Origin of the sequence: Streptomyces sp. NPDC006208, from assembly GCF_040613775.1 — a bacterium.
GTDB lineage: Bacteria > Actinomycetota > Actinomycetes > Streptomycetales > Streptomycetaceae > Streptomyces.
This window is the reverse complement of sequence record NZ_JBEXSW010000005.1, coordinates 102,878-125,787: the sequence shown is the minus strand read 5'-3', so window position 1 is coordinate 125,787 and position 22,910 is coordinate 102,878. Positions and strand designations below refer to the sequence as shown.

General features: G+C 71.8%; 17 protein-coding genes. 11 read left to right on the top strand and 6 right to left on the bottom strand.

Annotated elements, in window-relative coordinates; all coding sequences use genetic code 11:
* The 5 genes from ABZ208_RS05510 to ABZ208_RS05490 all read right to left on the bottom strand — a co-directional run bounded on the left by ABZ208_RS05510 (position 1) and on the right by ABZ208_RS05490 (position 8,617).
* Positions 1-1,878 carry a non-ribosomal peptide synthetase gene (locus ABZ208_RS05510; protein ID WP_356908270.1) on the bottom strand — a complete coding sequence of 626 codons (1,878 nt, stop codon included), beginning with the start codon at positions 1,876-1,878 and terminating at the stop codon, positions 1-3.
* The gene (locus tag ABZ208_RS05505; RefSeq protein ID WP_356908269.1) at positions 1,878-5,021 is read right to left on the bottom strand and encodes an amino acid adenylation domain-containing protein; all 3,144 of its coding nucleotides are present in this window, start codon (positions 5,019-5,021) and stop codon (positions 1,878-1,880) included. Before ABZ208_RS05505 ends, ABZ208_RS05510 begins: the two co-directional genes overlap by 1 nt.
* 190 nt (positions 5,022-5,211) lie before the next feature.
* The gene (locus tag ABZ208_RS05500) at positions 5,212-6,507 is read right to left on the bottom strand and encodes a non-ribosomal peptide synthetase (RefSeq protein ID WP_356908268.1); all 1,296 of its coding nucleotides are present in this window, start codon (positions 6,505-6,507) and stop codon (positions 5,212-5,214) included.
* Between the two features lie 122 nt (positions 6,508-6,629).
* Positions 6,630-7,937 (bottom strand): MFS transporter, encoded by a 1,308-nt coding sequence (locus ABZ208_RS05495; RefSeq protein WP_356908267.1) that lies wholly within the window; start codon positions 7,935-7,937, stop codon positions 6,630-6,632.
* Between the two features lie 341 nt (positions 7,938-8,278).
* On the bottom strand, positions 8,279-8,617 hold the full coding sequence (locus ABZ208_RS05490) for a hypothetical protein (RefSeq protein ID WP_356908266.1): 339 nt from the start codon (positions 8,615-8,617) through the stop codon (positions 8,279-8,281).
* A 269-nt stretch (positions 8,618-8,886) separates the two neighbouring features.
* On the opposite strand from ABZ208_RS05490, the gene ABZ208_RS05485 reads away from it, so the two are divergent.
* Positions 8,887-9,711 carry an LLM class F420-dependent oxidoreductase gene (locus ABZ208_RS05485; protein WP_356908339.1) on the top strand — a complete coding sequence of 275 codons (825 nt, stop codon included), beginning with the start codon at positions 8,887-8,889 and terminating at the stop codon, positions 9,709-9,711.
* A 52-nt stretch (positions 9,712-9,763) separates the two neighbouring features.
* Positions 9,764-10,192 (top strand): TIGR03668 family PPOX class F420-dependent oxidoreductase, encoded by a 429-nt coding sequence (locus tag ABZ208_RS05480; RefSeq protein WP_356908265.1) that lies wholly within the window; start codon positions 9,764-9,766, stop codon positions 10,190-10,192.
* Between the two features lie 296 nt (positions 10,193-10,488).
* Here ABZ208_RS05480 and ABZ208_RS05475 read toward each other — a convergent pair whose 3' ends face one another.
* A complete protein-coding gene (locus tag ABZ208_RS05475; protein WP_356908264.1) occupies positions 10,489-11,469 on the bottom strand; it encodes a helix-turn-helix domain-containing protein in 981 nt (326 codons plus the stop codon).
* A gap of 189 nt (positions 11,470-11,658) precedes the next feature.
* Between ABZ208_RS05475 and ABZ208_RS05470 the strand changes: the two genes are divergently transcribed.
* From ABZ208_RS05470 to ABZ208_RS05430, 9 genes are all read left to right on the top strand, one after another.
* Positions 11,659-12,330 carry a DJ-1/PfpI family protein gene (locus tag ABZ208_RS05470; RefSeq protein ID WP_356908263.1) on the top strand — a complete coding sequence of 224 codons (672 nt, stop codon included), beginning with the start codon at positions 11,659-11,661 and terminating at the stop codon, positions 12,328-12,330.
* 29 nt (positions 12,331-12,359) lie between these two features.
* On the top strand, positions 12,360-12,701 hold the full coding sequence (locus ABZ208_RS05465) for a hypothetical protein (protein ID WP_356908262.1): 342 nt from the start codon (positions 12,360-12,362) through the stop codon (positions 12,699-12,701).
* Positions 12,698-13,165: a DUF2269 family protein gene (locus tag ABZ208_RS05460; protein WP_356908261.1), complete on the top strand. Its 468-nt coding sequence runs from the start codon at positions 12,698-12,700 to the stop codon at positions 13,163-13,165. Before ABZ208_RS05465 ends, ABZ208_RS05460 begins: the two co-directional genes overlap by 4 nt.
* Positions 13,166-13,621: 456 nt before the next feature.
* Positions 13,622-14,620 carry a 3-oxoacyl-[acyl-carrier-protein] synthase III C-terminal domain-containing protein gene (locus ABZ208_RS05455; RefSeq protein WP_356908260.1) on the top strand — a complete coding sequence of 333 codons (999 nt, stop codon included), beginning with the start codon at positions 13,622-13,624 and terminating at the stop codon, positions 14,618-14,620.
* 1 nt (position 14,621) lies between these two features.
* Positions 14,622-15,572: a hypothetical protein gene (locus ABZ208_RS05450; RefSeq protein WP_356908259.1), complete on the top strand. Its 951-nt coding sequence runs from the start codon at positions 14,622-14,624 to the stop codon at positions 15,570-15,572.
* Positions 15,572-17,533 (top strand): fatty acid CoA ligase family protein, encoded by a 1,962-nt coding sequence (locus ABZ208_RS05445; protein ID WP_356908258.1) that lies wholly within the window; start codon positions 15,572-15,574, stop codon positions 17,531-17,533. The genes ABZ208_RS05450 and ABZ208_RS05445 overlap by 1 nt, the downstream gene beginning before the upstream one ends.
* Positions 17,530-18,564, top strand: coding sequence for an NAD-dependent epimerase/dehydratase family protein (locus ABZ208_RS05440; RefSeq protein WP_356908257.1), 1,035 nt, complete (start codon positions 17,530-17,532; stop codon positions 18,562-18,564). Before ABZ208_RS05445 ends, ABZ208_RS05440 begins: the two co-directional genes overlap by 4 nt.
* A gap of 2 nt (positions 18,565-18,566) precedes the next feature.
* Entirely contained in the window at positions 18,567-21,884 is a 3,318-nt protein-coding gene (locus tag ABZ208_RS05435; RefSeq protein ID WP_356908256.1) for an amino acid adenylation domain-containing protein, read from the top strand.
* Positions 21,881-22,564 carry a formyltransferase family protein gene (locus ABZ208_RS05430; RefSeq protein WP_356908255.1) on the top strand — a complete coding sequence of 228 codons (684 nt, stop codon included), beginning with the start codon at positions 21,881-21,883 and terminating at the stop codon, positions 22,562-22,564. Before ABZ208_RS05435 ends, ABZ208_RS05430 begins: the two co-directional genes overlap by 4 nt.
* Positions 22,565-22,910 lie beyond the last annotated feature (346 nt).

Below are 22,910 nucleotides of genomic sequence, written 5' to 3'. Positions count from 1 at the left end.
TCAGGCTCCCGTCTGCCGCGCACCGGCGCGGCGCTTGTCGACGAGGACGGCCACGGCTCGCAGGTCCGGCTGACGCAGCAGTTCGGGGGCGCGCAGCCGTACGCCGGTCTCCTGCTCGATGGCCGTCAGCAACCGGGCGGCGACGAGCGAGGTGCCTCCGGCGTCGGTGAAGTTGTCGGTGAGAGCGGTCCCGGGGCGGCCGAGGAGGTCGCGTACGGCACGCAGCACGAGCAGCTCGGTGAGCGTGGCGTCGCCGGGCAGGTCGTCGGCGCCGGGCGTGTCGTCGGCAGCTGCCCGGCGGGTCAGCTCGGCCCGGTCCACTTTGCCGTTGGCGTCCAGGGGGTAGGCGTCCACGATCCGGACGGCGGAGGGCACGGCCTGCTCGGGGAGCCAGGCCCGTACCGCAGCCACAAGCGCGTCGGTGTCCGGGGCGGCTCCGGTGGCAGGGCGCACGTACGCGACGAGGCGGGTGTGGCCGTCGGGGGTGCGGGGCGCGGTGACGACGGCGCTGTGCACTGCCGGGTCCTGTTCGAACGCGGCTTCCACTTCGGCCGGTTCGACACGGACGCCGCTGATCTTCACCTGGTCGTCGAGGCGACCGAGGAATTCCAGCTGTCCCTCGGCCGTCATCCGTACACGGTCACCGGTGCGGTAGAGCCGGTCGACACCAGGCAGGTCCAGACCCTCGGGCGGAGCGGTGAAACGGCGGGCGGTGAGTTCGGGGTCGAGGTAGCCGATCGCCAGGCAGGTTCCCCCGATGCGGAGTTCGCCGTCCTCGCCGCGTGCGACGGGCCGGCCGTCGTCCGAGGTGACGACAACGGTCACGCCCGGTACGGGACGTCCGATGGGCGGCGGCGACTGCTCACCGGCGAGCCGCTCGGTGCCGCGCATCGCGTACGTGGTGGTGACGACGCTGGCTTCGGCCGGCCCGTACGCATTGTGGACGGTGGCCGTGACGTCGCTGCCCGGACGCCGCCGCATCCGGTCGCCGCCGACGATCAGATGACGCAGTGTCAGGTCCTGCGGCCAGGGACGGTCCAGCAGCGGCTCGATCATCGGGGTGGCCCCGACGGAGACCGTCACGGCGGCGTCGCGCCACCAGTCGGTGAGCACGGCGGGGTCCCAGCGGACGTCGTCGGGGGCGGGGACGAGCGCGGCGCCGGAGGTGAGCCCGGCCCACAGCTCCAGCAGGTGCGGGTCGAACGCGACCCCGATGAGCAGGGACTGCCGGTCACCGCGGGCGAGGCCGGTCTCGGCGCGGTACCAGTCGAGCAGCGCGGCGAGTGAGGGTTCGGCGACGGCGACCGCCTTGGGGCGGCCGGTGGAGCCGGACGTCAGTACGGCGTAGAACGTTCCGGCGGGAGCGCGGCGGGCGTCGGGGCCGGGCGCGGCGAAGGCGGCGACGACCGTGGCCGCTGCGTTGGTGCCCTCGCCGGGCAGCGCCAGGGGCACCTGGTCGGCGGCCCGGTGCCGGGGTGGCAGGACCTCCGGGGCACCGATGAGGCAGACGACGTTCAGGTCCTCGGTGACGGCGTCGGTGCGGCGCTGCCCGGGCCGGGGGCCCAGCGGCAGGTAGACGGCGCCCATCCGGGCGAGGGCGACGGCGGTCACCACGAGAGCGGCGGAGCGGTCGAGGCAGACGCCCACCAGGTCCCCGGGGCGTACGCGGTCGCCCAGTGCGGCGGCGACCCGCGTGGCCGCGGTGTCGAGATCCTGGTAGGTCCAGGTGTGGGTGCCGTCGATCACCGCAGGGGCCTGCGGGGTTCGGCTCACCCATTCCTCGAAGCGGGTGAGCACTCCGGTGCCCACAGCGGCGGCGCCGTGGGCGATGCTGAGCGGCGCGGCGGTGGTGGTCGGGGCGGTCAGGGACTGGGTCATCACGACTCCGTCGAGGTGGTGGCGGCCGCGAGGGCACCGGCCTGGTCGGCGAGCACGGGGTTCTGGAAGAGCAGCCGCAGCGGCGGGCGCTCCCCGAGCCGCGGCTCCAGCCAGGCGGCGAGCTGGGCGGCGAGCAGGGAGTGGCCGCCGGTCCGGAAGAAGTGGGAGGACTCGTCGAAGCGGCTGTGGCCCAGCACTTCACGCCAGCCCTCAGCAAGCAGTGCGGTCATCGGATCGCCGGGGTCGGCCGGCTCACGGAAGGCCGGTTCCTCGGGCGAGGCGGGCTCGAGCGCGGCGGCCAGGCGGGCCAGCGCCACCCGGTCGGGCTTGCCTCCGGCCAGGGTCGGCATGGTGTCCAGCTTTGCCCAGCGGGCCGGCACGAGGGCGCCGGGCAGCCGCCGGCTCAGCTCGGCGTGGAGCGCCTGCTCGTCCCACGACTCGTGCGCGTCGGCGCTCTCCAGGAAGCCGACGAGCCGGGGTCCGCCGGGAGCTTCCCGGTCGAGCACGACGGCGCAGGACCGGCCGCCGAGCGCCGCGGACGCCGAGGCCTCCACCTCTTCCAGCTCGATGCGGTGGCCGCGCAGCTTGATCTGGTTGTCGCGGCGCCCCAGGAAGTACAGCAGCCCGTCGAGGCCCCGGTAGCCGAGGTCTCCGGTGAGGTAGACCCGCTCGCCGCCGAGCGCGTCGACGGAGACGAAACGAGCGGCCGTGGCCTGCGGGTTGCCGACGTATCCCTCGGCGAGTCCCGGTCCCGCCACGGCCAGTTCGCCGACCGCCCCGGTCGGCAGCGGCCGGTGGTGGGCGTCCAGGACGTGCACCCGCTCGCCGGGCAGTTCGGTGCCCAGGGGTATCTCCGCGCCGTCGGTGAGGGCGTCGCGGGTGATCTCGTGGACGGTGGAGCTGATGGCCGCCTCCGTGACGCCGTACACATTGAGCACAGTGGCGTCGGTGTCGGCCAGGAAGTCCCGCATCGCATCGGCGGGAAGGCGTTCGCCGCCGAGCACGAGCAGTCGCGGCGTCCAGCTGCCGTCGCGCAACGCGGGCCGCATCTCCTCGCGGGTGGCGAGGAAGTAGCTCGTGGGCAGGTTGGCGACACTGACGCGGGAGGCGGCCAGCAGACCGGTGAGCTCGGCTCCGGTGGGCACCTCGTGCTCGGGGACGACGAGGCAGGCCCCGGCGTGGAGCGACGGCAGCACCTCTTCGAGCGCCACGTCGAACGACGGCTGGGCGAACAGCAGGACCCGGTCGCCGGGGCCCAGTCCGAAGCGGTCGGCGGCCGCGGTCAGATGGTGCTCCAGTGCCGCTCGGCCGACGGCGACAGGCTTGGGAACGCCTGTGGAGCCGGAGGTGTGGATGATGTACGAGGTGCCGGGCACCACTTCGGCCGCGCGCGCCCGGGGCAGCACCGGAGTGCCGACCGTGGCCGCGGGCAGGCCGTCCGGGATCGTCACGGAGCTGTCGGAGGAGGTCAGGACCAGCGCCGGAGCCAGCCGGTTCAGCAGCAGTTCGAGGCGGGCCTGCGGATCGGACGGCGAGAGCGGGCAGTACACGGCGCCGGTCCTCAGGCAGGCCAGCAGGGTGACGACCGAGTCGGCGCCTCGGGGCAGTACGGCTGCCACGGGCTGACCAGCCGTCACTCCGGCGTCGCGCAGCCGCCGGGCGAGCGAGTCGACCTGGTTGTCCAGGTCGCCGTAGGTGATGCGGCGGGCACCGATCAGCAGGGCGGGCAGGGCCGGGTCGTGGGCGGCGGCCGGGTCGAGCGGGTCGCCCTCCTGCCGAGCCTGCGCGGCGGCGGGCGGCGGGGTGTCCTCGGGGCGCGCGGGCGCCAGGTCGGCCAAGGCTGTGCCGGGGGCGTCGAGGTAGGACCGCAGCAGGTCCAGGAACCGTCCGGCGAGCAGCTTCGCCACGTCCTCACCGAACAGGTCGGCGTCGTAGTCCCAGACGAGCGTCATGCCTGCGGCGCCGTGTCGGGGGGTGACCCCGCGCCGGTCGTCCGGCAGCAGCACCACGTCGAGGTCGAACCGGGTGGTGCCGGTGTTGAACCCCTCGAAGAGCGTGATGTCCAGGCCGGGCACCTCGATCTGCGGGAGCTCGGCGTCGTGCGCACTGAACATGACGCTGAAGAGGGGGTTGTCGGCGCCCGAGGTGTGCATACCGAGCGCGCGGGTCAGCTCCTGGACCGGCACCTCCTGGTGCGGCAGGGCCCGGATGAGGGTGTCGGTCACCTCGTCCATGGTGTCCTCGGCCGGGGCTGCGGGATCCAGTCGGAGTGGGAGCGGGATGGTGTTGACGAACATGCCGACGGCGTCCTCGAAGCCGCGCGGGCGGTTGCCGACGGCGGTGCCGACGACCATCTGCGAGCGGCCGCTGTGCCGGCGCAGGAGCTCGGCGAAGAGTCCGAGGAGGGTGGCGAACGGGGTGAGTCCTCGCGAGCGGGCGTGCTCGCGCAGCCGCTCGGCCAGGTCCGCGCCGATCGACTGGCGCAGCTGTCCGCCGTGGTGCCGTCGCCGCGCGCCGGGCCGGGTCAGTCCGGGCAGCGGCATGTCATGGGCGACGTCCCGCAGTTCGGCCGTCCAGTGGTCCAGGCTCTCCGGCGGGAACGGGGACTCTGCCTGGGCACGGACGTGGTCGGCGTACGAGGAAGCGGGCGGCAGCGCGACCGGCTCGCCCAGAACATGGCCTCGGTAGACGCTGAAGACGTCCCTGAGCAGGATCGCGAACGAGTGGCCGTCGTGGATGAGATGGTGCTCGACATGGATGAGGCGGTGCAGGTCGTCCGCGAGCCGGACCAGGGTCCACCGCAGCAGCGGCGCCTGGAAGGTGTCGAGCGGCGTCTCCGCCTCGGTGCGCAGCAGTTCCCGGAACGCCGTTTCCGGGTCGTCCTCATCGCGGAAGTCGACCGTGTGGAGGCGCGGCGCGCAGGTCCGGGCGACCTGCTGCCCGGGCATCGCCCCTTCGACGGCGACGAGTTCGAGCCGCAGACCGGCGTGCCGGCCGAGTGCAGCGGTGAGCCCGTGGCGCAGGGCATCGATGTCGAGGGTGCCCCACAGGTCGAGCGCTGCGGTGAAGTTGTAGGCACGGCTGCCCGGTTGCACCTGTTCGTGCAGCCAGACGATCTCCTGTGAGGAGGAGAGGGGAAGCATGGGCGATCCCTGAGGTTGTCGGGTCGGTCTTCTGTCGGCCGGGCACGGTCGTGTCCGGCGGTGTTCGCACGGGCGGTCCGCGGATCGCGTGGCATGGCCCGGTTGTTCGGCTCTGAAGCGGACGGAGCGGTCGAGAGGTGTACGGGCCACAGCCCGCGGGCTGCCGGGCCCGGTCACCGGGGCCGGCGCGTCAGGTTGCTGTGCGGGACGACGCCCTGACCGAGTCGGCCAGCGCGGCGAAGGCGTGCTCGGCGGTGTGGTCGTCGAGGACCGCGCGGTCCCACACCATGCGCAGCTGCAGTGCGGAGCCCTGGGTGACGGACACGGCGAAGGGGCCGCGTACCGCTCTGCCGTCGACCTGGATCTCGCGGCCTGCCACACCGCCCAGGCGGAGCGGCGGGCGCTGGCGGGCGTCGTCCACGGTCAGCAGGCCGTCGAGCCGGCCGGTCCAGGCGGAGCCGGCGGCCCGGGCGGCGTGCACCACCGCGTCGAAGGGGGTGTCGGCCCGGTCCAGATCGTCCCACCATGCGTCGGCCGTCACCTCCGCGGCAGGGCTCTGCCCGGTCACGGCCGGGAAGACCACGGTGTTGAGGAAGCAGCCGAGGACCGGAGCGGCGCCGGACGGGCGACCACCCCACGGGTAGCCGAGCGGCACCGCATGGCCCGGTCCGTACAGCACCCGCGCGGCCGCCCGGCAGGCGTCGAGCAGATCGGGGAACGGCACTGAGCCGGCGGAGGACGGCAGTTGCAGTTCGGCCGAGCCGCTCGGCAGTGTCCCGGCGGTCGGGCGCTCCGGCCGCGGCGCGGGGGCCTGATCGCGTACGGCGCGGAGCCGCTCGCCCCAGTAGGCCATCGCGGAGGGCGAAGTGGCACGGTCCTCGGCGTCCAGCTGGAGCAGGACCGCTTCCCGGTAGGCGGCCAGCTCGGCGGCGGTCTCGGCGGGGGACGGTCCTTCGGCGTCGGTGCTCCCGGCATAGGCGGCGCCGAGTTCCTCCACGATGCGGGCCAGCGACCGGCCGTCGCAGGCGCTGTGGTCCAGGACGACGGCGAGCGTCTCGTCGCCGGTGTGTGCCTCGTCCTGGGCCAGGAACATCCGCAGCGGCGAGCCTTGCGGGGCCCAGTCACCGAGGACACGGCGCAGCGCCGCTGCTGCGGTCTCCCGCGGGGCGCAAGGCACCCGGGTCACGGGTACGTCCGGCTGCTCCGGTCGGAGCACGGGCGTACCGCGGACGACGACCGGCCGGGCGCGCAGGACGGGGTGCCGGGCGGCGAGACGGTTCCCGGCCGCCGTGAGACGCTCCACGTCGACGGTGCCGTGCGGGAACGCGAAGAACATCGGCACCAGGTCCGGTCGCCCGGCGGGGTCGAGGGAACGCACCAGTACGAAGCGGCGCTGGGCTCCGGTGACGGGAAGCAGGGCTTCGGCCCCGCTGCCGGTACCGAGTTGCCGGTAGCGGGCGAGGTACTGGCCGGTGATGCTGAGCACGTGATCCTCTCTGTCGTGGCCAGGCCGACCGGGCAGGGCGCGGCGGCCATGGGTGAGGCGAGGGCAGGTCCGGGCGCGCCGTCCGAAAGGCGAAGGCGGGTTCTGGGTAGGGCAAGGGCGGGTCAGTTGACGGACGCGGTCCGGTCCTCGGTGTCGTGAGCGGTCGCGTCCTGAGCGTCCTCGGCCACCGGCAGGTCACGCATCCGGCTGAGCGGGGACAGGAGCAGCGGCAGTGGTACGGCGAGGAATCCCGCCGCGCACCAGGCCAGCGCGGTGCGCGGGCCGAAGCTGTCGGCCAGGGCGCCGCCCAGCAGGGCACCGAGCGGGAGGGTGCCCCACATGAGGAACCGCAGCGTGGCGTTCATCCGGCCCAGCAGCCGGGGCGGGCACAGGGCCTGGCGGAAGCTCACCTGGGCGACGTTGTAGACGACGGCGCCGAAGGAGACGACACCGGAGCCGATGGCGAACAGGGCCGCGCCGCCCGCCCCGTTCCCCGACAGCGGCCACAGAAGTGCGAACGGGCCGGTGGCGAGCGCGGACAGCCAGATGATCCGGGCCTGGCCGAGCCGGGAGGCGAGCGTGCCCGCGCAGAACGCACCGGCGAGCCCGCCGACCGCCGAGGCGGACAGCACAAGGCCGACCGCACCCGGCTCCAGCCCGAGCACCCGGACCAGGAAGACGGTCTGGGTGGCCATGAGCACCGCGGTGAAGAAGTTGGCGAGGCCGGTCGTGAGGGCGATGACACGCAGCAGCGGGTGACCGGTGACGAAGCGCACGCCCTCGCCGATGTCCTTGCGCAGGGAGGCGCCCGGTACCGGCTCGGGGCGGCTCTCCGGCTGCTTGATGCCGAGGAGGAACAGAGCGGACAGGGCATAGCCGACGGCGTCGGCCACGATGGCCAGGTGGGCTCCGAGCAACTGGACGAGTCCGCCGCCGAGCCCTGGGCCCGTCACCTGCGCCGATGAACGGACCGTCTCCAGTGCCCCGTTGCCCGTGACGAGCTGTTCCCTGGACAGCAGCTGGGGCAGGAAGCTCTGGTGAGCCACGTCGAAGAAGACGGTCGCCACGCCGGTGATCAGGGCGACGACGTACAGCTGGGCCATCGTCAGGACGTCGGCGAGCGCGGCGACGGGAATGCTGGCCATGGCCGCGGCGCGTACCGCGTCGGCCCGGATCATCAGCGGCCGCTTGCGCATACGGTCGGTCCAGGCGCCGGCGGGCAGGCCGATGAGCAGGAACGCGGCGGTCTCGGCGGCCGTCAGCAGACCCACCTGGAAGGCGGACGCCTCGAGTTCGAGCACGGCCACGAGGGGCAGGGCCACGAGGGTGACGTGGGCTCCGAGCTGTCCGGCGGCCGCTCCGGCGAGCAGCAGACGGAAGTCACGCATACGCAGCGGGCCGCCGTCGGCGGCTCGGGGTGTTACGGGCATGTGAACGACACTCACCGTACGGCCGATCGGCAGTCAAAAGCGGATGATCACTTTCGGTCATTTCCTTCACCGTTTTGGCGTCAGGTCAGGAAATATTTCGCCAGATGGGGGCTACGTCCGGATGAATGACGCATGCGCGACCCATCTCGGGACAGCAGCCGCCCGCCGCAGCCACGCCGCGACAGCTGCTGATTGCGCACAGTGCGCCACCGGTCCCGCAATGGCCGAAAAACGTCAACCCTGTTCGCTTGTTGTCGGAATCGCTCGTTCCGGCCGCTATGTGACGGACGGTCCACGACGAGAACGGCGGACCTGGACCGTCGGGCGGGCACCGCCGGCCGCTACGCCGGGAAGCTGTCCTCGGTCATGGCTCGGGTGCCGATGACGCGCAGGAGTCCGAGCTTGTCCGCGGCGTCGCTGCCGGGGACGGCCGTGTAGGCGACGACGCGCAGATCACTGCCCGGAGCCATGCGCACGTCGCAGTCGAGGGTGAGCGTTCCGACGCCGGGGTGGTGGACGATCTTGGTGTCGGACTCATGGACGCCGACGATTCCGGAGTCCCACAGGTGTGCGAAGTCAGCACTGACGCCCCGCAAGTCCTTGATCAGGGAGCGCAGGTCGGTGTCGGCCGGGTACCGGGCGGTCGCCGCTACATGCGCCGGGTACTCGCCGCCACCCATCGCGAAGTGGGCCGGCAGACGGCCACCACGGCGGAGTAGCCGCGGAACGCCCGGCTGCTGCGGGTGCGGGCAATGCCTTTGGCCTCAGCCCGCACGGCAGAGGCGCCTCCGCGGAGCGGTCCTTGCCGAAGCGCTCACTCCCCGTTCTCCCGGGACCTGCTGCCCGCTGGTTCACCCGGGTGGTCATGGAAGCGGCGCCGCCCGGGGCGGGTAGTCAGCAGATCTGTGCCTCCTACGCCTTCCCGCACTCGACCCTCGACGGAGCCGTCGTGAAATTCGGAGTCTCGACCTTCATCACCGACCAGGGCATCAGCCCGACCTCGCTCGGCCCCGCGCTTGAAGAGCGGGCGTTCGACTCGCTGTTCATCGCTGAGCACACCCATATCCCGGCGGACCGCCGGACGCCCTACCCGATGGGTGGTGAGCTGCCGGAGATCTACTACCGCACCCTCGACCCCTTCGTCGCCCTGACCGCGATCGGTGTGGTGACCGAACGGCTGCTGCTGGGCACCGGCATCGCGCTGGTCCCGCAGCGCGACCCGATCACCACGGCGAAGGAGGTGGCCTCGCTCGACCTGGTCTCCGGCGGCCGCGTGATCTTCGGCGTCGGTGTCGGCTGGAACCGCGAGGAGATGAGGAACCACGGCACCGACCCCGCCACCCGCGGCCGGCTCACCGACGAGCGGCTGCGCGCCATGCGAGAGCTGTGGACCTCGGAGAGGGCCGAGTTCCACGGCGAGTTCGTGAACTTCGATCCGGTCTTCGCCTGGCCCAAGCCCGTGCAGCGCCCTCACCCGCCGATCTACGTGGGCGGCGGCGAGGGCGCGTTCCGGCGGGTGGCGGAGTTCGGGGACGCGTGGCTGGCCGGCAGCGCGCCGCCGCAGGAGCTCGGACCGCAGATCGAGCGGCTACGGGCCCTTGCCGACCGAGAGGTGCCGGTGACGGTGTACGCGGTTCCCGACGATCCCGAGCAGGTCGAGGGATACGGCAGTCTCGGCGTCGAGCGGCTGCTGTTCTACGTGCCGACCCTGCCCGAACGGGAGACCCTGGAGCACCTGGACCGGCTGGCCGAACTCGCTGCCCGGTACCGGTGAGCCCAGGACCCCCTGACCGCCGTGAACGGCGGGACTGCCGGGAAGGGGTGCGATGCCCGCTCTGACGAGCGCTGAGGCACGGAAGCGGTTCGCAGCGGCGCGCATCGCCCACCTCGCAACGGCCGACACGGCAGCCCGCCCGCACCTGGTACCGGTGGTGTTCGCCGTGGACGGCGACACGGTGGTGCTGGCCGTGGACCACAAACCGAAGCGGACGACACGGCTGAAACGCCTGGCCAACATCGCCGCCAACCCGTCGGTCTGCCTGCTCGCCGACCACTACGAGGAGGACTGGGACCGCCTGTGGTGGGCCCGGGCCGACGGCGCAGCCCGAGTGCTCCCGTCACCGGACCACTCCCCCGAAACAGCCCGCTGCATCGAGCTGCTCACGGCGAAGTACCGGCAGTACGCCGGCCGGCCACCCGACGGACCGGTGGTCGAGGTCTCGGTCCTGCGCTGGAGCGGCTGGCGCGCATCGTGAGCTGTGCGTCGGCGCGTCCTGGCGGCGAGCGTCCGTGATCACGGCGAATCGGCGGGCCCGGGGACACGTTCGGCGTGAACGCGGCTGCCGCCGCGACCACTTGCGCAGCCCTTTGACGCACCCGCGCGGTAGCCGATGGTGCTGCTCCTCGGACCACATCACTCGCACCGTCCCTCGTTCATGTTCGACCATCCCCCCGGCGGCCAGGGCGGCGGCACGGTGTCGATTGCGGACTCGGACAGCTCCTACGCGGCGACGGCGTGGCGGTGCAGGGTCCGGACCGGGCGCCGGTGCGATCACGCGCTCGCCACGGCACCGAGCGGCTGCGTGGACCGGCGTCCGTGGAAGGCGGAGCGGTACGCCTGCGGGGTGGTGCCCACGACCCGCCGGAAACGTTCCCTGAAGGCTGTCGGTGATCCGAATCCTGCCTGCTGGGCGATGCGTTCGACGGAGTGGTCGGTGTTCTCCAGCAGATACTGGGCCCGCCGCACACGGGTCCGCAGCAGCCATTGCAGGGGTGTGGTGCCCAGCTGTTCACGGAAGCGGCGGCTGAACGTGCGGCCGCTCATTCCGGAACGTTCGGCCATGACATCCAGCGTGAGGTCCTTGGCGAGGTTGTCCTCGATCCAGTCCAGAACGGGCTGCAGGGCCGAGCCCTGCGGCACGGGTGGCTGCTCGTGGACGATGAACTGCGCCTGTCCGCCCTCGCGTTCCAAGGGCATCACGGAAAGGCGTGCTGCGTCGGCGGCAACGGCAGAGCCGAGATCACGGCGGATCATGTGCAGGCACAGGTCCAGGCCTGCGGCGGCCCCGGCCGAGGTGAGGATCTGCCCGTTGTCGACGTAGAGGACGTCGGGCTGCACATCGATGAGCGGGAACTGCCGGGCCAGTTGGTCGGCGGCGACCCAGTGCGTGGTGGCGCTGAGTCCGTCCAGCAGTCCGCTTGCGGCCAGGACGAAGGCGCCCGCGCACACCGACGCGATCCGGGTGCCTGCCGCCGCCGCGGCTCGCAGTGCGTCCAGGACCTCTTGGGACGGGGGCGGTGCCTGCTCCGAGCAGCCCGGCACGATGATCGTGTCGGCCTCCGCCAGCGCCTCCAGGCCCCAGGAGACCCGCAGGGCGAAGGCCTCCGTTCTCACCTCAGGGGTGGGGGAACAGACGCGGACGCGGTAGGGGCGTCGTCCGTCGGGGAGCCGGGTGCGTCCGAACACCTCGACGGGTGTGGCCATGTCGAATGCCACCACATGGTCCAGAGCAAGAACTGCCACCGTATGCATGCAGCACACGATAGTCAGGTTCCCGCCACAGGGAAGAAGGCCTCTGCACATGGCTGCTTTCACAGAACCCCATGTCAGAGGCCTGGCGAGAATCCGTGGGAAGTTGTCATCAATGCCCATGGGAACTCGTTGATCGTCCTCCTAGCGTTGGCGTGGCAACGCCCGATCGCGACGAAGGAGACCCTGCGGATGCTCGCCCAGTTCGTTCTGTTCGACGGCTTCGACCCACTGGATGTCATCGCCCCCTACGAGGTCCTTCACTCCGCGGGGATGCTCACCGAGGGTGCCGTGCGGGTGGAGCTCGTCTCCGCGGAGGGGGCGCGTGACGTGCCCAGCGGCCTCCCGCCGCTGAGTCTGAAGGCCACCGCCCTCCTGGACCCCGAGCGGGCGGATGTCATCGTTCTGCCGGGCGCCGCCGGCGACGTGCGCAGCCCCGGGGAACTGAGCGAGGAGAAGCAGGCGACCGCCATCACGGTCATCCTCGGCCGCAGTCTGGAGACGGATCTGCCGCGCCTGGCCAAGGAGGCGCTCGAGCGCGTGGACACACTCGTCGCCACCGTCTGCGGCGGCTCGCTGATCCTCGCCATGGCCGGGCTCACCGAGGGCCGGCCCGCCACCACGAACCGTCTGGGACTCGACGTGCTCGACGCCACCGGCACCATCGCCGTCGATGCCCGCATCGTCGACGACGGCAACCTGATCACCGGCGGCGGCGTGACCTCGGGCCTGGACGTCGCGCTCTACGTCCTGGAGCGCGAGGTCGGCCCACAGATCGCGCGCAGCGTGGAGAAGCTCTTCGAGCACGAGCGCCGCGGCACCGTCTGGTCCACCCGTGGCGCCGCCCCCGCTCTCACCTTCTGACCTCCCGCTACCGAAAGAACCCCCGCACCATGACTGCCGAAGGCAACTGGAACCTGACCATTGACACACCGCTGGGCAAGCAGCAGGCCCGCGTGCAGCTGACCGCGCAGCCCGACGGCGCCTGGCACGGCACCGCCGAGGACGTCCGGTCCGGAGAAGAGGTCCCGCTGACCGACATCACCGTCCGAGGCGACACGGTGACCTACCGCCAGTCGATCACCAAGCCCATGCGACTACATCTCGTCTTCAGCCTCACCGTCGACGGAGACCGGCTCGGCGGCAAGGCCAAGGCCGGCCGGCTGCCCGGCAGCAGGGTCAGTGGCGAGCGCGTCACCTCCACGGATCCTGAGCCCGGCGGCGCCCTGCGATGACGAAGTTCTTCCTCTCCCTCCACGTCCTGGCCGCGATCATCGCCGTCGGACCGGTGACGGTTGCCGCCAGCATGTTTCCGCCGGCCGCCCGCCGCGCCCAGGCCGCCGGGCACCATGCCGCGTCGCTGGGAACGGTCCGTCTTCTGCACCGCATCTGCCGCGTCTACGGCGGCATCGGTCTGGCCGTGCCGGTGTTCGGCTTCGCCACCGCCGCCGGCCTTGGTGTTCTCGGCGACACGTGGCTGATCGTCTCCATCGTGCTGACCGCAGCCGCGGCGGGTGTGCTGGGCCTGCTGGTCCTGCCCCGCCAGGAAGCCCTGCTGGAACAGCTGGACGGGGCAGCCGTCCCGGTTCAGCCGAGCCACACGGTGCGGCTGGCCATGTTCACAGGCATGTTCAACCTGCTGTGGGCGGTGGTGACCGTCCTGATGATCATCCGCCCCGGCTCGACGACGGGAGCCTGACCGTGAAAGGCCCCGGCAGCCGCGCATGCCAGGGCCCGGCACCCTGTGCCGCAATCGAGCCCGGACGTCCGGGAGTTGGGCAGGGCGCGTGCCCGATCGGTCGCCGTGATCGGCCGCTGGCGCCTTCCTCACACACAGCGACCCTTGGTGAGCGACGAGTGGTGATCATCACAGCCTCGCAGCGCGAGACCCAACTGGCGGGTGCGCTAACGTCATCGAGCGGCAGCGCCCACCCGAAATCCGGGTTTCCCCGAAGCGGGACCAGGCCGGCGCGAAGCGGTGAAACCAGAACGTATTGAGGCCTTCACCGCCCAAGAACACGGCGCAGATAGAAGTTGCCTGACACCTGCTCACCTTCACCGGGGTCGGTGCGCCGCGTGAACAAGGAATATTCGGGAGAGGTTTGTGCACAGCAGTCGCTTAGAGTCCATCGGGGCGTATCTCCCCTCGGCGGTCATGAGTACTCCGGAACTCCTCGCACACATGGAGAAGGTTCCGGAAGTCGACCTCTTCAAAATCACGGGAATGGCCGAGCGCCGTGTCGCGGACGACACCGCCGAACTCCCGGAGGACTGCCTGACGATGGCAGTCTCGGCAGCCCGCGACTGCCTGGACCGATCGCGCTACACCGCCGACGAGATCGACATCGTGATCTCCTGCTCCATCAGCCGCACGACGGACGGCCGGCGCCAGCAGTTCGAGCCGTCGTTCGCCCATCGCATCGCCCAGGAGCTCGGCGCGAGCCGTGCCATTCACTTCGACGTGTCCAATGCCTGCGCGGGCATGATGACAGGGGTCTATCTGCTGGACCGGATGATCCGGTCCGGTGAGGTGCGCAGCGGTCTTGTGCTCAGTGGCGAGCACATCACCCCGATCGCCTTCACCGCCGCGCGCGAGATGGAAGACAGCAGGGACCCTCAGTTCGCGTCTCTGTCCGTCGGCGATTCGGCCGTCGCCGTGGTCGTCGACCGCGCCACCGACGACGCCGACGTCATTCACGACATCGAACTGATGACTTGCTCTGAGTACTCGCATCTGTGCCTGGGCATGCCCAGCGACGACACCGGCGATCTGGCCATGTACACCAACAACAAGATGATGCACGCCGAGGACCGCCTCGCGCTGTGGCCGACCTTCCACCGCGACAAACTGGCCGAAGACGGCCGCCGATTCGCCGAAGAGGGGTACGACTTCGTCGTCCAGCACCAGGTCGGCAGCCGGTTCATCGATTTCATGAACCACGTGGGCGAGAACATCTTCGAATCGCCGATGCCGCAGTCGTTGTCGATCCTCGAGAAGTTCGCCAACACCGCGACCACGTCCCATTACCTGGTGCTGCACCAGGCACTCGCCGAACGCCGGATACCCAAGGGGTCCAAGATCCTCCTCGTGCCCGCCGCCTCGGGCGTGGTGACCGGTTTCCTGTCCGCGACCGTCTCCTCGCTGGAGGTATGACATGGCCACCGTCATCACTTCCACCGCAGTCAGCCCGGCAGGTGACGCCGGCAGCGCGATCGGATACGCCGCGGCCGCCGGCAGCGCCTGCCTCCAAGAGGCGGGTCTCACGCCCGCGGACGTCGATGTGCTGATCAACGTCGGCGTCTACCGCGACTCCAACATCTGCGAGCCGTCCGTCGCCGCGCTCATCCAGAAGCGCATCGGCATCAACCTGGACTACCTCCACGCCACCGACAGGCGGGCCGCGTTCTCGTTCGACCTGATGAACGGGGCCTGCGGCGTCCTGAACGCCGTCCAGGCCGGCGGTGCGCTGCTGGCAGCGGGCAGCACCCGCCGGGTACTGGTCGTCTCGGCCGACACCCACCCCTCGACGGACCCGGCAAGGGCAGGCACCCCCGAGTTCCCGTACGCCGCCTCGGGTGCGGCACTGCTGCTGGAACGCAGTGACGACGCCCGCGGCTTCGGCCGGGTGCACCACCGGTCGCTGCCGGGCGCGCACGGCGTGAACGGGTATCTGCCCCTGTACGAGGTCGGCTCCGGGGGCCGCAGTAACGTCACTGTCGACCGCGACAGTGACGTACTGGAGCGCATGCTCGATCTTGCGGTCGACTCGGTACGGGGCACTCTGGCGGCCGAGTACGGAGCGGACGCCGCCGAGGCGCCGGCGGCGGCCCTCGACCGCACACTGCTGATCACCTCCCAGCCGTCGCCCGGCTTCGCCGCCGGCCTCGCCAAACGCCTGGGGCTGGCGTCCGATGCGGCCGTCACCGTCGAAGGCCTCCAGGGCGACCCGCACAGCTCGGCACTCACCTACGCCTTCCGGCAGGCTCAGGACGCGGGCAGACTGGCGGGCCGTGACCGGCTCCTCTTCCTCGCCGTGGGTGCGGGGCTGAGTTCGGCAGCCTCGCTCTACCACCTGACCCGCGGCACCGCGGGAGCAGCGCTCTGATGCCCGGCACCACGACCGGCCTGCGCCAGGGCGCGTTCCTGCCCGAACTGCTTGCCCGGCACGCCTTCCGAACTCCGGACCAGCCGGCCGTCATCCATCCGGACGAGCGGCGGGAGTCAGCGGGCCGGCCCGCCTACACCACGGTCGGCTATGCCGAGTTCGCCGCCGAGGTCACCGCGTGCGCCGCCGGTCTCAAGGAGCACGGCATCGGGCGCGGGACCCGTACCGCCTTGCTGGTGACTCCTGGCGCCGACCTGCTCACCCTGGTCTTCGCCTTGATGCACATCGGCGCGGTTCCGGTGGTGGTCGATCCCGGCATGGGGCTCGGCCGCATGCTGGACTGCATCCACCGGGTGGGTGTCCACGCGTTCATCGGCGTACCGTCCGCGCACCTCCTCCGGCGCCTGCGCCCGCGTGCCTTCGCCGGTGTGCAGAGCGTGATCAAGGTGGGTGGGAGCGGCAGCGGTCTCGAGGAGCTGACCGCCCTCGGTGCAGGTCTGCCGCAGCTGCCTCCGCTGAAGTCCCGGCCGGAGGACCTCGCGCTGATCGGCTACACCACCGGCAGTACCGGCCCGGCCAAGCCGGTCGAGATCACCGTCGGCATGCTGCGGGGAATGGCATACGGCGTCGAGAGCGGCCACTTCACCGCCGACATGACCACCACCCTGCTCACCCTGCCGCTGATGGGTGTGTTCGACCTCGCGGCGGGCCGCACGGTGGTCGTGCCGAAGATGAACATGGGCCGCGTGGGCGCTGCCGACCCCGCCCTGCTGACCGACGCGATCCAACGCTTCGACGTGAACGCCATGTTCGCCTCCCCCGCCCTGCTGGGTCCGCTCTCCGGCCATCTGGCCACCGCGGGCACCCCGGTGCCGTCGCTGCGTCTGATCGTCTCCGGCGGTGCTCCGGTGAGCCCCGATTTGATGGGCGCACTGCGTGCCGTACTGCCGGGCGAGGCACGTGTGTTCAGTACCTACGGGGCGACCGAGGCGCTGCCGATGGCACTGATCGAGAGCCGGGAGGCGCTGTCCGGCCCGGCCGACGGCCCGGCCGACGGTCTGGGTGTCTGTGTGGGCAGGCCCGCACCCGGCACATCGGTCCGCACCATCGAGGTCAGCGACGGGCCGGTCCCCGGCTGGACGCCCGAACTGCCGGTGGCGGACGGTGAGATAGGCGAGATCGTCGTCAGCGGCCAGGCGGTCAGCCCGCGCTACTTCCAGTCGCCCCAGGCCGACGCCGAGCACAAGATCCAGGACGGCGAGCGTCGTTGGCACCGCACCGGTGACGTCGGATGGATCGACGGCCAGGGGCGCATCTGGTTCTGCGGACGCAAGAGCCACCGCGTCCGCGCAGCGGGCGGCGACCTGCACACGGTGCGCTGCGAAGGCGTGTTTGCCGCCCATCCGCAGGTCAGGCGCGCGGCGCTGGTGGGCTACGGCCCGCACGGCGCGCAACGGCCGGTGCTGTGTGTGGAGCTCGTGCCGGGCACCGAGCGGCAACACTGGCCGCGGATCGAGAGCGAGTTGCGCGCACTGGGTGCGAACAACCCGGCGACCGAGTCGATCTCGGACTTCCTGCCGCACCCCGCGTTTCCCGTGGACATCCGTCACAACGCCAAGATCCGCCGGGAGCTGCTCGCCGGCTGGGCCGAGGACCGGCTGACCGGAAGCCGCCGCCCGACCGCCGTCGACCGGGCGGTGAGCACCGTGCCGCTGCTCGGCTGGGCCTACCTGGCGCTCTGGCCGCTGCTGCCCTGGGAGCATGCGGCACTGACCGCCCTGTGGTGGGTCGACGCCTTCCTGAGCGTCGTCGTCCACGCGGCCCAGATTCCGTCCGCGCTGCGCGCGGAGCAGGAACTGGCCACCGGGCGACGGCCATGGGCGACGGCCGCACTCACGATGGTGTTCGGAGCGACATGGTGGCGCCGACGCAGCCGCCGGACGAAGGGTGCCGCCGCGTGAAGGTACTGGTGACGGGTGCGTCCGGGTTCCTGGGCAGCCACATTGTCGACGCCTGCGTACGCGCCGGCGACGACGTGCGGGTCCTGGTGCGCCAAGAGAGCGATCTGAGCCATCTGCGCACGGTTCCCGGCGTCGAGTTCGCGTACGGGGATCTGCGCGACGTCGCCTCGGTGCGACGGGCGATGGACGGCGTCGATGTCGTGCACCACAGCGCGGCCCGGGTCACGGACCGGGGCACCCGGGCACAGTTCTGGGACGAGAATGTCGCGGGTACGGAACGCCTCGTGTCGGCGGCCCGGGCAGCCGGTGCACGGCGCTTCGTGTTCATCAGCAGTCCCAGTGCGCTGATGGGTGTCCGCGGGGGTGACCGCCTCGACATCGACGAGAGCGAGCCGTTCCCCGCACGCCACTTGAATCTCTACTCCGAGACCAAGGCCGCCGCGGAGCGCCTTGTCCTGGCCGCGGACCATGGGGACTTCACCACCGTCGCGCTGCGCCCGCGCGCCGTGTGGGGCCCGCGTGACCACTCCGGCTTCATGCCGCGCCTGATCGCGAAGATGATGACGGGCAGCCTGCCCGATCTCTCCGGTGGCAGGCAGGTGTACGCCTCGCTGTGCTACTGCGAGAACGCCGCCGATGCCTGTGTGCGGGCGGCGCGGGCCGACGGCGTCGGCGGCCGGGCGTACTTCATCGCCGACGAGAAGCCGGTGGAGATCTGGAGCATGCTCGCCCTCCTCGCGGAACGGTTCGGCGGCAAGCCCCCCACCCGGCAGGTCTCGCACGGCGTGCTGCGCGCGCTCGCCTTCACGGCCGACATGGTCTGGAAACTTCCGCCGCTGGCCAAGCACTCCTCGCCGCCGCTCTCCCGGTACTCGCTGGCCCTGATGACCCGTTCGGCGACGTACGACACGTCGGCGGCGCGGCGGGATCTGACCGCGCCGCTGGTGGACCACGACACGGGAATGGGCCGGCTGGAGGCCTGGATCGACAGCATCGGCGGCGTCAACGAGTTCATCAGGAAGGTGAAGTAGTCATGACCGCGCAGCACGTCGATACGGGCAGCGGTGCCGGGAGCGCTCCCCGCGGCCGGGCCGCCTTCCGCCGTCCCGTTTCGGCGACCGAGTGGTCCTATCTGGCTGCCGGCCGGCTCGGTGAGCTGCTGGTGCTCCAGCTGGTGGTCGAGGGCTCGGGGCGGATCGACGCCCTGGCCCTGAGCCGGGCCGTGACAGAGGCGTCGGCGTCCTGCCCGGGCTCACGGCTGGTCCGCCGCGGCAGGACGTGGGTCGACAGTGGGCGCCCGGCCCGCATCGTGGTCGCCGACGGAAGCGGATTGGACCGCACGACGCTCACAGGCATGCCGGAACTCTCCGGGCCGCTGGCGGAGTCGGAGGGCCGCCCGGGCTGCGAAGTGCTGCTGCTCACCGGCGAACCGGGCACGGTCGTCTTCCGCGCCTCGCACGCCGTGATGGACCTCAAGGGCACGGCCATGTGGGCCGGCGAGGTGTTCCGCGCTCTGCGCGGTGAACCGCTGCACGGCGCCGCCGACGTGCTGGCCGACTACGCGCTGCTGGACAGGGTGGGGCGGCCCGGGCGGCGGCTGCGCCTCGGGCTCGACCAGCGCTCGCCGCTGGGCGGCCGCCCGGGGAACGGCACCGTATGGCGGCGGCGAACGATCCCGGGCCGGCACGCGGCGCTGGCGGCGAAGGTGGCGGCCACGGTGGCCGGCGCGGTCCAGGGCTCCGCGGCCCGGATCATGATCCCGGTGGATCTGCGGCGGCACGCTCCCGGCGTGTCGTCGACGGCCAACCTGGCCCTGCCGGTGTTCCTCGACATCCCGGGAGGCCAGGAACCGGATGCGGTCCACCGGCGGTTGCTCGACGCGCTGGCCTCCCGGCAGGAGCTGGCGGCCGGGGCGGAGGCGGCGCTGGCCCGCCTGCCCCTGCCCGCAGCCGCGGCACTGGTCCGCGCCTCACGCGCCACCGCCTCGGCACGGCACCGCTATCTGGCATCGGCCATCGTGTCGAACTCGGGCCGGCTGGCCCTCGAGGACTTCAGCACAGCGGAGTTCACCGCGACGACCGCGTACGCCCTGCCGGTGCACGCGCCCCTGATTCCGGTCAGCGTCGCGCTGCTGGAACTGCCCGAGCACACCGAACTGGTGGTCTCCGCCCGCGGGCCCGCGGACGTCGGCGAGCGCTGCGAGGCGCTGCTGGACCGTGTCGAGTCCGTGCTGTCCGCGCCGGGCCCGGCCGCCCCGGCCCCGTACACGCGGCCCCTGGCACCGCCGCGGGAGCCGGGCGCGGCCGAGCTGCTGCTCGAACCCGGCCCCGGCGGCCTGCCTTCCCTGCACACCACCGTGGTGCAGTTGTTCCGGGCGCAGGCCGCCCGCCGTCCGGACGCACCGGCCGTGCTCTGCGACCAGCTGCGATGGTCGTACGAGGACCTGGACCGCCGTTCCGACGCCGTCGCGACCGCACTGCTCGCCCGCGGAGTGGGGCGCGGCGAGATCGTCGGTGTCCTCGCGGACCGCTCGGCAGCAGGCCTTGCCGGAGTCTGGGGCGTACTGAAAGCGGGCGCGGCCTTCCTGCCCGTCGACATACGCAATCCGGCGCGGCGGGTCCAGGAGTTGCTGCACGACGCGCAGGCGCGCTTCTGTCTCACGGACGCGGACTTCCGCGCGGCGGCACAGAGCAGCCACTGCACGGCAGTGCTCCTGGAGGACGTCGCAGGCGACGACGCGACCGTCGACGAGCGCGACCGGGCGGCCCTGACGGCTGCCGCTCCCGGGCCGGACGATCTGGCATACGTCATCTACACCTCGGGTTCCACCGGCAAGCCCAAGGGCGTGCAGATCGAGCACCGAAGCCTGGTCAATGTCGTCGGCTGGATATCCCCGTTCATGCGGTGCGACGAAGAGACCCGGGCCGCGTACTCCTTCTCCCCCGGCTTCGACCTCTCGATCATGCAGATCTTCCCGCCGCTGGTGCACGGTGGGGCGGTCGTACCCGTGCCCGGCGAACTCGACCACCTCAAGCTGCGTGAGATGTTCTCCGGGGGGTCGGCCAACACCCTCGGGATGACCCCGACCCACCTCGACCTGGCCGCACGCCTTGGCATCCGGCCTTCGGGTGTCCGGGCCCTGCAGGTCGGCGGTGAGAACCTCACCGCGGCAGCCGCTCTCCGAGCGTACGAGTCCTTCGGACCCGACTGCCTGTTCGTCAACATCTACGGTCCGACGGAAGCGACGGTGGCCTGCACGGTCGCCGTCGTCGGCGGCATCGCCGATCGCCCGTCCGCGCCGATCGGAGTGCCGGTGCACCGCACCTCCGTGAACGTGCTGGACGAGCGGGGGAACGAGGTCCCGGACGGCGAGCTGGGCGAACTCCATGTGACCGGCGTTCAACTGGCCCGCGGCTACCTCGGCCGCCCCGAACTGACGGCCGAGCGGTTCATCCATCTCCCGGACGGCCGACGCGCCTACCGCACCGGAGACCTGGTGCTCCGCCTGCCCGACGGGCAGTTGGAGTACGCGGGCCGGATCGACTCCCAGGTCAAGATCCGCGGTCACCGGGTCGAGCCGGGCGAGGCCGAGGCGGCGCTCACCGCTCTGCCGGCCGTCGCGCAGGCCGCGGTGGTGGCCCGCAGCAGACACGACACCGGCGGGCAGGCGTTGTGCGCCTTCGTGGTTCCCGCCGAGGGTGCCCCCTTCGACGAGGCGGCCGTGCGGGCGGACCTGGAGCAGTCGTTGCCCTCCCATCTCGTGCCCTCGGTGGTGCGTGCGGTGCCCCGACTGCCGGAGACGGCCAGCGGCAAGACGGACCGCAACGCGCTGCCGAATCCGTTCGGCGGCGCCGTCGCAGAGCAGGAGCAGGAGCAGCCGACCGTCCCGGCAACCTCCGCCGCGGGACCGAATGCTCCTTCGGGCGGGGACGGTCCGGGACCCGGCATCGCAGCGGTGACAGCGGACATCTGGGCTCGCATCCTGCGCTGCGATGCCACGGACCTCGATGCCTCGTCCGACTTCCATGCGTTGGGCGGCGACTCGCTCTCCGCCGCGGGACCGAATGCTCCTTCGGGCGGGGACGGTCCGGGACCCGGCATCGCAGCGGTGACAGCGGACATCTGGGCTCGCATCCTGCGCTGCGATGCCACGGACCTCGATGCCTCGTCCGACTTCCATGCGTTGGGCGGCGACTCGCTCGCCGTTCTGGAGATGCTTGCCGCACTCGGCGAAGAGCTGCTGGGGCAGTCCTCTGAGCGGCAGTTCGTGGACCGGCTCGGGTCCCTGAGCGAGCATCTGACGCTGGGCCGGGTCGTCGGGACCGTCGAGGCGCTGCGGAGCACATCGTGATCTTCGTCGGAGAAGGCGCGCTGCTCTGGCGTGCGGTGCAGCACACGCTCGACAGCAACCTCCCCGTGGATCTGGTCTGCGGCCCCGCCTCCTGCGCACCCGCTGCCCGGCCCGGCGTTCGCTTTCTGGCCGTTGCGGACGTCAACTCAGTCGCCGCCGAACTGGTCGCCGCCAGCACGGACGGAGTGGTGTGGTCGCTCAACAACCGGATGATCTTCCGGGCGCCGGTGCTGTCCACCGGGCTGCGCGTCCTGAACATCCACCACGGCCCGCTGCCCGGCTATCGGGGACTGCCCGAAGTGGCTCTGGTGTATGCGATGCTGCAGGGCGAGCGGGAGTTCGCCGCGACACTCCACCAGGTGGACGAGGGCATCGACACCGGCCCCACCCTGGCCGCCGACTCCTATCCGATCGGCCCGGACGAGCCGTACCACGTGGTGCTGCGCCGCGGACTGCAGACCTGCCACCAGCTCTTCGAACGCTGTGTGCCTCTCGTGGCCGCCGACCCGGCCTGGGCCGGCGAGCCCACGCGGCCCACCGGCGACGAGCGCGGCGGCTACTTCGGCCGCAAGGCACTGGCTCGCCTCCACCAGCACCGCGACAACCCCCGCTTCACCCGCGCCACGGACCTGGGCTTCCTGGCCGGCTACCTCCCGGATCTCGCCACAGCACTGCGATGATGCGGGCAGTCATGCGCGAGCCACACGGTGCCGGACCATGGCTGTCACGGCGCCGGCCGGCAGCCCCGACTCCCGCACGAGGGGGATCGTCGGGGCACGGCACGGACCTGAGCGCACCGGCACTGGAGGAGTACCAGCGGCCCAGGACGGCCACGGCGCTGCTGCGACGACGCCCGGGCGAGGGCCGGGCCGAGGCGCGCCGGTCACCGGCGGCGGCACGAAAGAGCCGGCTCCCCCAGCGTCCGGGTGTCCCCGGCCGATCGTGGCCGGGGACGCTTCGGTGGACCCGCAACGAACGCGTGGCGCAACCGGCCGTCACTAGGCCCTGTCCGGGCGATCTTGTCGG